This is a genomic window from Meridianimarinicoccus zhengii, from assembly GCF_003254465.1.
Taxonomy (GTDB): Bacteria; Pseudomonadota; Alphaproteobacteria; order Rhodobacterales; family Rhodobacteraceae; genus Meridianimarinicoccus; species Meridianimarinicoccus zhengii.
The window spans coordinates 1-13408 of record NZ_QDFI01000102.1 but is presented as its reverse complement, the minus strand read 5'-3'; the positions used below and the strand labels follow the sequence as shown (position 1 = coordinate 13408).

The window sequence follows — 13408 nt, the reverse complement described above, 5'->3', positions numbered from 1 at the left end:
CCAGCGCTCCAGCGTGATCTGCGCTGAGAATCAGTAGGTTAGGAATTGTTCAGGGCGAACTACTACCTTTCTGAGCGCAGCTACGGTGCGATTTACCGGGCCATTCCGCTGCCTCCGGGTGTCGACGGCGAAAAGGCCGAAGCCGGTTTCAAGAACGGCGTGCTGACGATCAGGCTGCCACAGACTCCCGAGGCGCAGGCGAGGGTCAAGCGCATCGAGGTGAAGAACGGCTGAGTCTTGGACCCAATTCAGCCCGCGGCGCCCGCTGCGGGCCGATGCCCTGTCTGACAGAGGACACCATGTCTCGATTTCTCGCCTTGATCGTCGTCGTGGTCGTGGCCCTTCCCGCCGTGCCCGCCTCGGCGCAGACTTTGCTTCCACAACCGGATGTGCGCGGCATTCCCACCATCGCGCCGATAATTGATACGGTGGAGGAGGCGATTGTGAGTATTGCGGTGGTGTCGGAACGGCCAGCGCAGTGGCCACGCGCTGGCCCGCGGCGTGCCCATGACGACGATCCTTGCGGAGATGTACGGTAAGGCGGAGGGCTGTTCCGGCGGGCGTGGCGGCTCTATGCACCTTTTCGACGCGGTCACGAACTTCTACAGTGGCAACGCTATCGTGGGCGGCGGGCTTCCGTTTACTGTTGGGCTGGCGCATGCTGACCGGATGCAGGGCACCTACGCCGTCACCGCCTGTTTCTTCGGAAAGGGCGCGGTGGCGGAGGGCGAGTTCCACGAGACGATGAATCTTGCCGCCCTTTGGTTACTGCCCGTCCCGTTCGTGAGCGAGAACAACGGCGACGCCATGGGATCGGCGCTGGCCCGGACGGAGTCTACCACCGACATATACCAGAAGGCCGCGGATTACGGCATTGCCGCGCAGCAGATCGACGGCATGGATGTGGTCGCGGTCGAGGCCGCGACGCGCGAGGCCCTGCGCGATATCAGGACGAACGGCAAGCCCGTCTTTCTCGATTGCCGGACCTACCGCTTTCGGGCCCATTCCATATTCGACGCCCAGCTCTACCGCGACAAGGCCGAGATCGAGGATTGGCGCACCCGCGGCCCCGTCGTCCACTTCCTGGGTTGGCTGCTCGAAAACCACCCGATACACTACGAGGACGTGGTCGAGATCACCCGACGGGTCGATGCCGAGATCGCGGATGCAGTGGTCTTCGCCGAGGTGGGCACCTGGGAGCCCGTGGAGCGCCTGACCCACCACGTCCTCGGGCCCCCAGCCCGGGCCGCCGGGCGTGCCTGCCCCTCGGACGACGGTGGAGCCACTTACCGCGAGGCGGTCATGGAGGGCCAGCGCGGCGACGTCGTGGCGGTGGTCGAGACGCAGAAGGGCGCGATCGAGATCGAGTGCTTCGAGGACGGCATCGTGCAGGATCTGCGGGCTGACCTCGGGGCGCGGCTGACCGTGGGCGCGCCGTTGGCCCTTATCCTCGCGCCGGGAGAAGCAACACCCGAGGCCTCGCAAGAACCGGCTGCGCCGGCGGGCGCGGAACCAGAGCCGGCGGCCGCCGCAAGGGTGCCCAAGCCCGCCGCCGCAGCTTCGCCTGCAGGTCCGGCAGCGGTAAACGAGCCCGCTGCGGCCTCGGCGGGCGCGCTTGCCGAGTTGGTACCTTCCCCGGAGCCCTCGGACGCAGCGCCGGCGGCACGCCCGGGACCCGCTCTGCGTACCGCGCCGACACCAAGGTCTCGCCCGCCGCGCGGGTGCGGGCGCGCGAACTGGGCGTGGACCTGGGCTCGGTCGGCGGCACCGGGCCCGGTAGCGCGATCCTGATCGCGGATTTCGAGGCCGCCGCCGCGCCCGGCGCTGCGGAGCCTTATCGCACCGCCGCACCGCCGCACCGCCGCGACGCACGATCACACCGATGGACGAGATGCGCCACGTCATCGCCCCCGCGATGACCCGGGCCAAGCAGACGCCCTCGCATTTCCACCTCTCGCAGACGATCGACGTGCAGCCCGCGCTCGACTGGCTGGCCGAAGTAGTTCAGACCCCCCGCGCAGGGAGCGCCTGCTTCTCGGCGCGCTTTTCGTCCGCGCCGCAGCCGCGCAGGGCCACCGCGCCGCCGGCATTGACCCCGTGCGCCGGCCTGAACGCGCCGTTGGTGCCATGGCCGTTCACCGCCTGCACCCCATGTGCGGCAGCGACGGCGGCGCGGAGGCGATGACCGGGGTGATCTTTCCCCCGCAAGTGGCGCTCGTGGGCCTGGGCACGCCGCAGGTCCGACCCTGAGTCGTGGAATGCACTGTCGTGCCCCGGACCATCGTCACCCTCACCCTGTCGGCCGATCATCGGGTCGCCGACGGCCGGAAAGCGACCCACTTCGTCGCCGTCTTCGAAACCCTCATGGGATCACCGGGAACCCAATGACCAGAAACGACATCCGCGCCATCAATGTTGAGCAACTGCTCAAGGTCGCGCCCGACCTGTCGGCGGACAACATCGGCGACCACGACCACTTGCAGGACGACCCGCTTATCCACCAGAAAAAGCAGATGATCTTGGACAAAGTGCCGAGTTCGTAGTCCGTCCGTGCGGGCTTCGATCGTCTGCTCTTGAGCTGGAGGAATTCAATCGGGAGACCTGGCTGCCTCATAGGCCTCCTCGATCAGGGCGACTTCTTTCTCGGTCAGGGCCGAGAATTCCTTGCGCAACGCACGGCTGGATAGTTTGCCATTGCCCTGTTCCAGAAACCCTCGCAGCAGATCCACCTTGCGCGCCGGCATATCCAGTATCTCGTCGACGCTGGATTTGAACCGGTCATAGCGTTCGATGTAGTCGATTTCCTTGGGGAGATCCTGTTCTACCGTTTCCCTGACGCAGTCGGCGACGAATTCGGCATGCATGGTGCTGTCGAAGAAGCGGTAAAGCACCGCAGTGTCCGACAGGACTTCCACATTGCCCTCGGCTGTTGGCCTCCAGTCGATGAACTCCATCATCGGCCCCGACACGGACTTCAGAACCTCGCTGTATTCCTCGATGCGCCGGTGGACCACGACGCTGATCGGGAAGACCAGACCCGCTGGATTGAACCCGCCACGAGCCAGGACATGGTGCAGGAGATACCGATGGAGACGACCGTTCCCATCCTCGAAGGGATGGATGTAGACAAAGCCGAACGACAGCGCGGCCGCGACTACCATCGGATCAACGCCGCCCTCGAGAGCCCGCGCCTCATAGAGTGCAATTCCCTTCAGAAGGTCTGCCAGATCCTCATGCCGGGCGCTGATATGCACCGGCTCCGGGGTCTTTCCGTCGCGGGTATGGCCTCCGATAAATCCGCCCTCCTTGCGAACACCCATCTTCACGAAGCGCGCATCTTGCAAGACAACTTGTTGTAAGCGCTCAAGCTCGCTTTGGGATAGCTGGTGGCTTCCCGCCTCGCCGATCGCACGCGCCCAGCGAGCGGCACGCTGGGGACCGGGCCTCTCCTGCTCGATCGCAAAGGAGGCTTTGGAATCGTCCAGCAGCAGGAAGGCCGCGGCGCGCGACACGATATGCTGCGGTGCCTTTTCGGTGACCTCCCTTGCCCGAGCCGGCAATTGCCGCGCTATCAGCTGATCGAGCCTCGAGGATCTCTGCACAAGCGGACAAAAAGCCGGGGTTCCGGGCAGGTTGTCGATGATCTTGTGGCGCGCCGATCGATCTCCGGGTTTTATGGCGAAATAGTTGTCCGGATCGAGCGCGGGCTCATACTTCACCTTCCCCAGATCGGGCAGGTCCAGTCTCTCGTTCGTCAGCCATTCCCAGAAGAACCAAAGCCGACGCGCAAAGAGTCCGGTTGCTCCCGCCAAGGCCCGGGAGATTTCAGACGGGTCCGCAACTTTGGTGACCTCATGCAAGACCTGCAGATCGATGCCTTCGTTCTTGATGGCAAACATCAGGTGATCGAACACAGCCTCACCCGGCCATTGCTCTGATCGGAATACCTCCCATTCCGGCTCGGATCGACGTTCGTGGTGATCGGATACAAGAGACAGGCGGCGCGGCAGGGGCACGCGCAGCCCGAGCTCACTGACCAGCCAGCCATATCCTGCAATCCGACCCGGTCCAGGAAGCTTACGTCCGTAGAAATTCATCACCGGGCCTCGAAAACCTTCACCTTTTGGGATATTACTTAGGTTTATCTCACTCAACTGGCAAGATCACCCGCGTCGACAACCTTCACCGTCTGTAGATTTTATTCACTATTGGCGCTGCGACTTCGGATTTCTTCACTCCTTCCACCGCCGCCGGACGATCGCAGGCGTCTCTGCTCCGGTCGCCCGGACAAACGGGTGGGCCAACCTCTCCAGGCATGGGATTCATGATCTCTAGGATCGACTTGCGCCCGGTGGTCATCAAGTCCCTCCACGCGTATCGCCAACCGACAATCTTGGCTCCGAACGGGTTCAGCGAAGAAGAAGCCTCGGGCACAGCGCGAAATATGAAAAAATCTTAGAAAAATCAATTCTTATCAAATTATTGCCCTATTGGCTGCTTTTTCTCGTGGATAAGGGGGCAGGACGATCTCGAGCTCGATTCCATGGACTTCCCGAACCTCGTCACCACGTTGCACGAGCGGCTGGACGTTGACATCCCCGAGGCCGACTATCCCCAGATCGCCACTGTGGCGCTGGCCGAAGCCTACCTCGTGGATCGGGTGGGGCGAACGGCGGCCGAAGCTTGCGTTGACGATCGTCAATGCGCCGCAGGCCGGATGCCGTGCAAGCTGTAGAAAGTGGCGCAACGAAAGGAACTTGACCGATGTCCTCACGCACAATGCAGTCCCTGCCCGCCGCGCTCTGCCTCGCGGCCTCGGCCGCGGCGGCCGACGAGACCGGCCGGCAGGAATACATGAACTACTGTGCGTCCTGCCATGGCGAGAGCGGAATGGGCGACGGCGAGATTGCCCGCTACCTGAACGTTGACACGCCGTCCCTGACGACGCTGTCGGCGCAGAACGACGGGGTATTTCCGCTTCTGGAGGTCATCCACGTGATCGACGGGCGCTCGGGCCTTGGCCCCCATGGCACTATGATGCCGGTTTGGGGCGCCCGCTTCAAGGAAGCGGAGGTCGACGAGGGCGGTCCTTACGGCGCCGAGGTGATCGTGCGCGGCCGTATCCTGTCGCTCGCCACCTACCTGGAGTCGATACAGGATTAGGCAGCGGAGTAGCCGGGGGGAAGCCAGGCCCATGCGCGCCATGGTGCTGGAAAAGCCGGGCGACGGGCTCGTCGCCCGTGACCTGCCCCTTCCGGAGCCGGGGCCGGGCGAGGTGCGGCTGCGGGTCGAGGCTTGCGGCGTCTGCAGGACCGATCTGCACATCCTCGACGGCGAGCTTGTCGATCCTGCCCTGCCCCTGGTGCCCGGGCACGAGGTCGTGGGGCGGGTGGATGCGCTCGGCCCCTGGGTCGAGGGGCTGGCGGTAGGTCAGCGGGTCGGCGTGCCGTGGCTCGGCCGCACATGTGGGACCTGTCCGCATTGCCGCGCCCATCGCGAGAACCTCTGCGATGCGCCCGAGTTCACCGGCTTCACCCGTAACGGCGGCTATGCGGAGTTCTGCGTCGCCGATGCGGGCTACGTCTTTCCAATGTCCGACACGGCCGATCCCGTGGCGCTGGCACCGCTCCTCTGCGCCGGTCTGATCGGCTACCGCACGCTGACGCTCGCCGGGCCCGCCGATCGGGTCGGGTTTTTCGGCTTTGGCGCCGCGGCCCACATCCTGTGCCAGCTCTGCGTTCGGAAGGGCAAGGAGGTGCATGCCTTCACCAGGCCCGGCGACGCGACCGCACAGGCCTTCGCCCTGCGCCTTGGCGCGGTCTGGGCCGGCGGGTCGGACGAGGCGCCGCCCGCGCCGCTTGACGCAGCGCTGAAGGTGGTGCGCAAGGGCGGCAGCGTCGTCTCGGGAGGCATCCACATGAGCGACATTCCCGGCTTCCCCTATGTCGATCTTTGGCACGAGAAAGTCATACGGTCGGTCGCAAACCTCACTCGCCGGGACGGCGAAGAGTTCCTGCCGCTGGCGTTCGAGGCGGGGATCAGGACGGAGACAAAGGCTTACGGGCTGGCGGACGCGAACCGCGCGCTCGCCGACCTTCGCTCCGGCACGCTGACCGGCGCGGCTGTGCTAGTGCCTTAACTTTCGGCCGCCCGGGGCTTCCCTGGCTGCCGAGAGGATGGTTGCGGACTCCGCTTCTGCGTCGACCAAGGACGAGATGATCGGGCCAAGCCATTTCGCGCGTTGGCGCCTCAGCGCGGCCAGGTCGGCGTCGGCGGCGTCGCAATCTGTTGGGCCTGCAGGCGCTCGGCCAGAACCGGCGCAGGGGCTCCCAGACAGAGACCCCGGATCGACTGCGTCCCGGCTGCACCCTCCGACCGTCGCCGTAAGCATCGGGCGGACGATGGTCGCGCGGACCTCCACCGAGTGGCCCACGGCAAGGATTGTCCCGGCACGCGCGACCATCTCGCGGCAGACCTCCGCCTGCCGCTCCAGTCCATAGGCAGCCGGGGCCAGACGCATAGCTGCCGCCGGCCCAGCCTTCCGCTCCGTGTGCGAACTCGGCGGGACCGCCCCAGGCAGCGCGCCGGACTCCGGCGGGAGCGCGCGGGCCGGTACCCTTGCGCCGGCGTACGGAACGCTGGCGCAAGCCTTCAGGGCGCTGGTGAAATATGCCAAATCGCGCGAAGCTCTGCCACAAGGTCCCGCGGAAGACCATGGTAGCCCGCGATATCCTCGTCGGTCAGACCGTAGTCGACAAGAGCCGAAAGCGCTGCACGCGGCAACGGGCCCAGCGTCTCTGCGACCCTTCGGCGCCGGTTCTCGTCAAGCGATGGATCGTCCAGATCGTCATCCGGTCTGCTGCGCGTCATGCGTATCCCACAATGGCAAGCTTCGAGGGCACAAAGAGACCGCCACCCACCGCACTACAGAATTTCAGGCCCGCCGCTCGCTCACGCCGGCGACGTATACGGCGCCGGCGAAATGCATCTTGTCACTGCACTGCGAGGTGATCGACCACACTCGTTACGCCGGGCGCGGCCCACGCGGCACGCTCCGCGCTCCGTCGCTCACCCAGGTAGCGGACCTTACCCTCAAGCGTGACGGTCCCGTCATGGACAACCACCCGGATGCCCGATGCATCCAGTTCTGCGTCGCGCAGCAGCGCCTTCTTGATCCGGTCGGTGACATCGCCCGCCTTCACCGACGGCTTGACGCGCAGATGGTTGTTGACCCCGGTCACCCCCGTCAGCCGCTCGATGGCGCGCTCGGCTGCATCGGCCTGGTAGCGCCATTCCACCTCGCCCTCGAGGGTGACACGCCCCTTGGATACGGTGACATGGATCTTGTCCTCGGGAACCGACGTGTTCCACTTCAGGTTGTTGACGACCCTTTTCGCTATTTCGTCGTCAGCAGTGATATGGGCACCGACGGGTCGCACCTCAATCTCGTCGGCAATCGCGCGCACGCCAATCACGTCCTCCACGATGTCGATCACCGTGATCTTGTCGCTGTAGCTCCGGATGTGACCGGTGAGGGTCACGACACCTTGATCAACGGCAACGCCAATATCCGTAGCATCGATGCTCGGATCGAAATCCAGTTCTTCGATGATGTCCAGTCGAAGTTGCTTGTCGCCCATCGCTTCCTCCATTGATGCGAGTAAGGCCGAGTATGGTGCAGATCGCACGCGAGGCATTGACGGTGCGCAAGGGCTCCGTCTCAGCCTCTTGTCGGTCCGATGCCACGGCGTCCATACTGCTAACCTCGTGCCGGACCAGCCAGCCAGGCAAACGAGATCCTTCGTAACGCATTAGCGTATTTTGCGATGGCGGAGCTCGACCGCCGTTCGAACTGAGGGTCAGGTTCATCGACGACCATCGAGGGGAACACGGGGTCGAGGCGCCGACCGCGGGAGCAGAAGTCCGCGGGCATTCTGCGGGTGGAGTTGCCGTGGGGGCCGCTCGCGCGCCGGGTCGGCATCCCGCCCGACTGCCGCCTGAGCAGACATAACGCGGACCAGGGTCACCTCGTGATCCGGCTGCGAAAACCCACTGGGGACCCGGGATGACAGACAAGGCCACCACGACCGATCCCGCGGCCGCCCCGGTGCCCATTCCCGAGGATGGCCTAATCGTCCTGCCCGTGTGCGACTTCGTGCCATTCCTCGACATCGTCTTCCTGCTCGCGGTGGGCCGGGCGCCACCGCACGCCGCGGTCGAGGAGGTCGTCCGGCAGGACCGCCTGATCGGCATCGTCCTGCAGCGCGATCCCGCAGAGAAACGTGCGGAGCTTGATGGCCTGTTCCGCATCGGCTGTTCCGCAGAGGTGATGCTCCGCTACATGCGGGCGCCCGACAGCGACGGCCAGCTGATCTGCCGTGGCACCGGCCGCTTCCGCCTGATCGACCTGTTGCGCAACTCGCCGTTCCCGATTGGCCGGGTCATTTCCATTGCGGCGCCGCCGGACCGGCGGCCGGAGACGGAGACGCGCTTCCTCTATCTGCGCCGCCTGGTCCTGTCGAACGACCTGCTCGAAGGACGCTACGAGGTCGACGGGCATCCCGTCGCCCTTGGTGACATACGGGTGCCGATCTTCGTTGTGGCGACCGAGCGCGATCACGTCGCGCCGTGGTGGTCCGTTCAAAAGATTACGCTCTTCGACGAGCTCGACGTGACCTTCCTGCTGACGAGCGGCGGCCATAACGCTGGGATCGTGAGCGAGCCCGGACATGCCGGCCGGCGCTATCACCTCACGTATCGACCGGCCGGAGGTGTCGCTACACCGATCCCGAGAGCTGGTATGCGATCACGCCCGTCGCCGAGGGATCGGGTGGCCGGTCCGGGTCTCATGGCTCGATGCGTGTTCGGCAGGTCGCACACCGGCGCCCCCGACCGGGGCGCCCAAGAAGGGCTATCCGGCGCTCGGGCCCGCTCCCGCTTATCCACGAGAAAAAGCAGCTGAAATAGTAAGCAGCTGAGCCCGCTCAGCTTTTCCTCCATCCTGCATTATTTTGCGCGATTCTCTAGGTTTGGTCTTCGCCGAGAGCGCTCAAGGCCAATGTTGTCCGGTGGCCAGGGTGAACGTAGGATCGCGATGATCAGCGAACTGAACGTAAACGCTTACCCGCCACGGTGTTCGAAGAGAGTGGATTTATCCAGTATTCATTCACTCGTGCATCGCTGAAAAATACTCTCTTTACTTCAATATGTTAGGCATAGCCATTCATCCATCACGCTTGACCTGTCACCGCTTCGGCGGCATATGGATAAATAATGAATAAATCGAGGCGGCCATGAGCGCGATCCTGGAAATCAGAAATCTCTCCGCCAAGGAGAAGGCGGTTGTTGAGGCCATGCTTCGGTTCACAGGGCCCGTGAGCCAGCGCGACCTCATGTCAAAAATGACAAAGGCACCAAGCCAGGCCAGCATGTCCCGTATCATGTCCAGCTTGATCGCGAAGCAGATCCTGATCAAGGAGGGTGAGACCAAAGGGGCAAGGTTCAGTCTCACAGCAGACGCGCGACGCGTTGCGACCGATCCACGTCGGCGCACACCGCTGCCCTACGATCCTGGTCGGATCGGAGGCTATGTCCCGAACCAGAGCCGGTGGCTGCCCGAGCCTGCGGCGGCGCGAATGCGCGCGGCCGTGGATGCGGGGGGCGGCCAAAAGCTCGACGCCTCTACATACAGCAAAGCCATCGCGGAGCGCTTCCTTGTCGATCTGGCCTGGGCCTCGTCCAATCTGGAAGGAAATACCTATGATCACCTCTCGACCGAGGTGCTGATCAAATACGGCGAAAGCGCGTCCGGACGGGACCGGATGGAAACGGCCATGATCCTGAATCATAAGGCCGCCATTTCTGCAATGCTCGACGGGCTCGACGGGCAGTTCCCCGACGCCCACGAGGTGCAGCGTCGGCATGTGCTGATGATGCGAGACCTGATGGATGCCAGTGATCTTGGGGCGATCCGTCGCACTTCGGTCCAGATTACGGCAACAAGCTTTCGCCCATCCTCGGATCACGCCCTGCTCGTAAGTGGTTTGAGCGATCTCCTTGCCAAAGCCTCCGAGATCAAGGAGCCCTTCGAGGCGACCTTCGTTCTGCTGGCGGGTGTCTCGTATCTGCAAGCCTTCGGGGACGGGAACAAGCGCATGGGGCGACTTCTGTCCAACGAACCGCTTCTGCGCGCGGGCCTGCCGCCGCTGTCCTTTATCGGGGTCGACAAGACACCCTATATTCTCGGCTTGATCGACTTCTATGAGGTTGGCTCGACCGGGGTTCTGGCTGATGCGATAGTGCAATCCTACGAGACGACTGCTGCGGATTACATCAGATCCATCACGGTCCAACGCATACCCCATGCTCTGGAGTTGCGCGAGCGCGCCGGCATAACCAAGGCGCTCGGGACCATCTTCCGCGACCGCGTGCCGGATAACGGCATCTTGAATCTTGTCCTGCGCGATTTCCAGCGTCTCGATGACCAGGATCGCGACATGATGGTGGCAATATTGATCGACACAAGCCGCCGGGCGTCTCCTATCTCGGCTTTTCTCTACGGTGTCACAGAGGAAGATATTGTTCTGCGCAATGCGAAAAACAGAGAAGTACCGCCTGATTCTCAAGAATCATAACCTGGCGGCATTTCCCAGCTGGTTAAGCACGCGTCTCATGTCCTACCACACCGCGTATCCGTCGAAGAGTGGCACAGCTTCCTCGAAGACTTCGTCGCCGAACCCGACATCATCGCTCGCGTCAAGGACCAGCCGCTGCGGTAGAAATCGGGCGCTTACTTTGAAGGGGACCCCCGCCATTCTCGGTATAAGCATCTGTAGGCGCGGCATGTTCGAGATAGTCGTGGGTTCCCTACCGGCGCCGATTGGGACCCCGCGCACGGAGTGGTTTGTGCAACATTTTCGTATGCTTACACCGAGGATGGCGGGGATCCCCTTCAAAGCCGATGCACAGTCTGCCCACTGATCCCCTGCATCTGCCTCAGCAGCAGGGACTCACGAGAAGCGAGCCGAGGAAATCCCGAAGCCGATCAGCAGCGACAGGCTTGTCTTATGCTGATCTCGGCTCTTGTGCGAAGAAAGGGCCAGCGCGCGCCACGCCATTCATGGCGCGCGCTGGCGGTGGCTGGATCGTCACAGGCTTGGTCGTGACGGACCGTTTTAGAGTGTGATCAGCCATCGTCTTCGCCCGGGGCCTGAACGGATACAGAGCGGCACAAAGCCCTCTACGACAAGCATAGGACACGCGAAGATGAGCAAGGATACCATCGGAATAGACATCTCGAAAGACACGCTTGATGCGCATCGCCTGAGCACCGGCACCGCAGCGCAATTCGCCAATTCGCCGGCTGGTCTGCGTGCGCTCCGCCGCTGGATCGGGGCGGAAACGCCGGACCTGGTGGTCTATGAAGCGACCGGCGCCTACCACGCCGCGCTCGAGCGCAGCTGTGCCGGCGCTCTGCCGCTGGTGAAGGTCAACCCGCTGCAGGCGCGCCGCTTTGCGCAGGCACGCGGCACAAGGGCCAAGACCGACCCCGTCGATGCGCGAATTCTGGCCGCCATGGGGGCGGCGCTCGATCTTGCGCCGGATGCGCCGGAAGGTGAAGATCACTGCGCGCTCAAGGAGTTGCAGGTCGCCCGCATGGCGCTGGTCAAGGAGCGCACGCGACTGCTGAACCGCTCGAAAACACAGTCCCTGGCCCTGCTCAAGCGCCAGTCCAAGGCCCGGCTCGAGCAGATCAAGCGCCAACTTGCCGCGCTGGAAGACGCAATGCTGGACCTTGCCCGCCAGTGCGAGAGGCGCGCACGCGCCGTCGACATTCTGTGCTCGGTCCCGGGGCTGGGCAGGGTCACCGCGGTCGCGATCCTCGTCGAGTGCCCGGAGATCGGCACCATGAACCGAAAGCAGATCGCCAGCCTCGCAGGCCTCGCCCCGATGACACGGCAATCAGGCCAATGGCAGGGCCGCGCGTTCATCCAGGGCGGACGCAAGTTCCTGCGCGACGCGCTCTACATGCCCGCGCTTGTCGCGGCCCGCCACAATCCGGACCTGCGCCAGAAATACCAAGCCATGATACAAGCCGGAAAGCCTGCAAAGGTCGCGTTGACCGCCCTCATGAGAAAGCTCATCGAGTTGGCCAACGCACTCGTCCAGCAAGACCGCGAATGGACGCCGAAGTCGGCTTGATCAAGACGGATACTCTAGTCCCGGGTCGCGAGGCGGCGCAGCGCGCCGAGGCCGACCAGGGCCGCGGTCAGCGCGAAGACGGGCGCAGGCAGCGGGATTGGCGCGGGAGCGGCCTCGGAGATATAGACCGTCTCGCCATTGTCCAGAAAGCCGCCGCCTCCCAGCCCCTCGACCGACGCGTTGACCAGGGCTTCTCCCTCCGGCACCAGCGTCGCGTAGATCGCGCCAACACCGAGCGCCGATATCCGCTCGTCGTTGTCCGAGGTGAGGAACCCGCGCGCCGCGCCGCCCTGCCGCAGCGGCGCGAGGTAGGATGCGTCCGCTCCGCCCGGGTCGATGCCGAGCAGCGGATCGGCCAGCTCCGCGTCGGTGAGGTTCATCATCAGCACCATGTCGAAGGCGGTGAAATCGTCGTCATAGGTCGGCCCCGGCCCGATATCGAGGCGGGTGATCGCGGCGAGGCTGCCCGCGGGCCCGTCGCTCGCCAGCGAGCCGAAGACCGCGTCGTCGGGGGCGACCCCCTCCAGCAGGCCGAACAGCTCGGCGCCGCTCTGCAGGTCGGGGATGAACGGCGTCTCGGGCGTGCCCTTGACATGCGGGTTCTCCGCCCGGCGCCCCGCGAAGAGCTCGGTGCGCGGCATCGGTCCGAAGATCGGGTTTGCCTCGAACTCTGCCGTGCCGTCGGTATTGCTTCCGATCACCAGCCGACCGTTTTCCCCAGCCGAAGCAGGATTCGGGGATCGACCGCCTTCGGCGGCGACGATCGGCCGGGCCGTGAGGGACCCGCCGAACACCGGAATGGTTTCGCTCGTGGTTTCGACGACCGATCCGAAGAACTTGACCGTGCCGCCCGCGCCACCTCCGCCGGCGCCGCCATCGCCCCCGTCGCCGCCGTCGCCGCCGCGTCCTCCGGAGCCGCCGCGTCCGCCGCTCCCGATTCCGAATCCTCCGAAATCGCCGCCCCGCCCGAAGGAACCTCCTTCGCCGCGTATGCCGGCTGCGCCGGCTTCGCCATTGCTTCCGTTCACGCTGTAGCTGCTGAATCCTTCCAGCAGGACCCGTCCATCGGCGTAGATCTCGAGCGCGCCGCCACCGGCACCGCTGGCGCCGCCTGCCCCTCCCGTGCCGCCCGCTCCGCCATCTCCACCGGCTCCGCCGTTGCCGCCCCTGCGGCTATCGCCGCCGCCGCCACCACCGCCGGCACCGC

Annotated in this window: 17 protein-coding genes and 1 other annotated feature; of the genes, 13 read left to right on the top strand and 4 right to left on the bottom strand. The window is 64.5% G+C overall.

All coding sequences use genetic code 11. The annotated features are described in order from the left end of the window. Positions 1 to 45 precede the first annotated feature (45 nt). From DDE13_RS20465 to DDE13_RS23065, 7 genes are all read left to right on the top strand, one after another. A complete protein-coding gene (locus DDE13_RS20465; RefSeq protein WP_235868798.1) occupies positions 46 to 234 on the top strand; it encodes an Hsp20/alpha crystallin family protein in 189 nt (62 codons plus the stop codon). A gap of 216 nt (positions 235 to 450) precedes the next feature. Continuing rightward, the gene (locus DDE13_RS20460; protein ID WP_268951268.1) at positions 451 to 1791 is read left to right on the top strand and encodes a thiamine pyrophosphate-dependent enzyme; all 1341 of its coding nucleotides are present in this window, start codon (positions 451 to 453) and stop codon (positions 1789 to 1791) included. Next, a complete protein-coding gene (locus DDE13_RS23760; protein WP_111406078.1) occupies positions 1722 to 1919 on the top strand; it encodes an E3 binding domain-containing protein in 198 nt (65 codons plus the stop codon). The genes DDE13_RS20460 and DDE13_RS23760 overlap by 70 nt, the downstream gene beginning before the upstream one ends. Then, positions 1883 to 2185 (top strand): hypothetical protein, encoded by a 303-nt coding sequence (locus DDE13_RS20450; RefSeq protein ID WP_111406077.1) that lies wholly within the window; start codon positions 1883 to 1885, stop codon positions 2183 to 2185. Before DDE13_RS23760 ends, DDE13_RS20450 begins: the two co-directional genes overlap by 37 nt. Continuing rightward, positions 2128 to 2250: a hypothetical protein gene (locus DDE13_RS23755; protein ID WP_369333212.1), complete on the top strand. Its 123-nt coding sequence runs from the start codon at positions 2128 to 2130 to the stop codon at positions 2248 to 2250. The genes DDE13_RS20450 and DDE13_RS23755 overlap by 58 nt, the downstream gene beginning before the upstream one ends. 3 nt (positions 2251 to 2253) lie before the next feature. Continuing rightward, positions 2254 to 2388, top strand: coding sequence for a 2-oxo acid dehydrogenase subunit E2 (locus tag DDE13_RS23750; RefSeq protein ID WP_369333211.1), 135 nt, complete (start codon positions 2254 to 2256; stop codon positions 2386 to 2388). Next, entirely contained in the window at positions 2385 to 2543 is a 159-nt protein-coding gene (locus DDE13_RS23065) for a hypothetical protein (RefSeq protein ID WP_162631128.1), read from the top strand. Before DDE13_RS23750 ends, DDE13_RS23065 begins: the two co-directional genes overlap by 4 nt. A 45-nt stretch (positions 2544 to 2588) precedes the next feature. On the opposite strand, the gene DDE13_RS20440 is transcribed toward DDE13_RS23065, so the two are convergent. Next, complete coding sequence (locus DDE13_RS20440) at positions 2589 to 4097, bottom strand: Fic family protein (RefSeq protein ID WP_111406076.1); 1509 nt, start codon at positions 4095 to 4097, stop codon at positions 2589 to 2591. Positions 4098 to 4543: 446 nt separating this feature from the next. Between DDE13_RS20440 and DDE13_RS23480 the strand changes: the two genes are divergently transcribed. The 3 genes from DDE13_RS23480 to DDE13_RS20425 are packed head-to-tail and all read left to right on the top strand — an operon-like array spanning position 4544 to position 6139. Then, positions 4544 to 4735, top strand: coding sequence for a hypothetical protein (locus tag DDE13_RS23480; RefSeq protein WP_235868797.1), 192 nt, complete (start codon positions 4544 to 4546; stop codon positions 4733 to 4735). A gap of 29 nt (positions 4736 to 4764) precedes the next feature. Beyond that, positions 4765 to 5163: a c-type cytochrome gene (locus DDE13_RS20430; RefSeq protein WP_111406075.1), complete on the top strand. Its 399-nt coding sequence runs from the start codon at positions 4765 to 4767 to the stop codon at positions 5161 to 5163. Positions 5164 to 5194: 31 nt separating this feature from the next. Then, positions 5195 to 6139 (top strand): zinc-dependent alcohol dehydrogenase family protein, encoded by a 945-nt coding sequence (locus tag DDE13_RS20425; protein ID WP_111406074.1) that lies wholly within the window; start codon positions 5195 to 5197, stop codon positions 6137 to 6139. Between the two features lie 512 nt (positions 6140 to 6651). Here DDE13_RS20425 and DDE13_RS20415 read toward each other — a convergent pair. Further along, positions 6652 to 6870 carry a hypothetical protein gene (locus DDE13_RS20415; protein WP_111406072.1) on the bottom strand — a complete coding sequence of 73 codons (219 nt, stop codon included), beginning with the start codon at positions 6868 to 6870 and terminating at the stop codon, positions 6652 to 6654. Between the two features lie 122 nt (positions 6871 to 6992). Then, positions 6993 to 7640: a BON domain-containing protein gene (locus DDE13_RS20410; RefSeq protein ID WP_111406071.1), complete on the bottom strand. Its 648-nt coding sequence runs from the start codon at positions 7638 to 7640 to the stop codon at positions 6993 to 6995. Between the two features lie 173 nt (positions 7641 to 7813). Then, positions 7814 to 7906: a sequence feature (AL1L pseudoknot), on the top strand. A 159-nt stretch (positions 7907 to 8065) separates the two neighbouring features. Here DDE13_RS20410 and DDE13_RS23270 point away from each other — a divergent pair. From DDE13_RS23270 to DDE13_RS20395, 3 genes are all read left to right on the top strand, one after another. After that, entirely contained in the window at positions 8066 to 8962 is an 897-nt protein-coding gene (locus DDE13_RS23270; RefSeq protein ID WP_111406070.1) for an LON peptidase substrate-binding domain-containing protein, read from the top strand. A gap of 331 nt (positions 8963 to 9293) precedes the next feature. Next, complete coding sequence (locus tag DDE13_RS20400) at positions 9294 to 10634, top strand: Fic family protein (RefSeq protein WP_111406069.1); 1341 nt, start codon at positions 9294 to 9296, stop codon at positions 10632 to 10634. 631 nt (positions 10635 to 11265) lie between these two features. After that, a complete protein-coding gene (locus DDE13_RS20395; RefSeq protein WP_111406068.1) occupies positions 11266 to 12201 on the top strand; it encodes an IS110 family transposase in 936 nt (311 codons plus the stop codon). Positions 12202 to 12215: 14 nt separating this feature from the next. On the opposite strand, the gene DDE13_RS23055 is transcribed toward DDE13_RS20395, so the two are convergent. Then, a partial coding sequence (locus DDE13_RS23055) for a hypothetical protein (protein ID WP_222626157.1) occupies positions 12216 to 13408 on the bottom strand: 1193 nt, incomplete at its 5' end.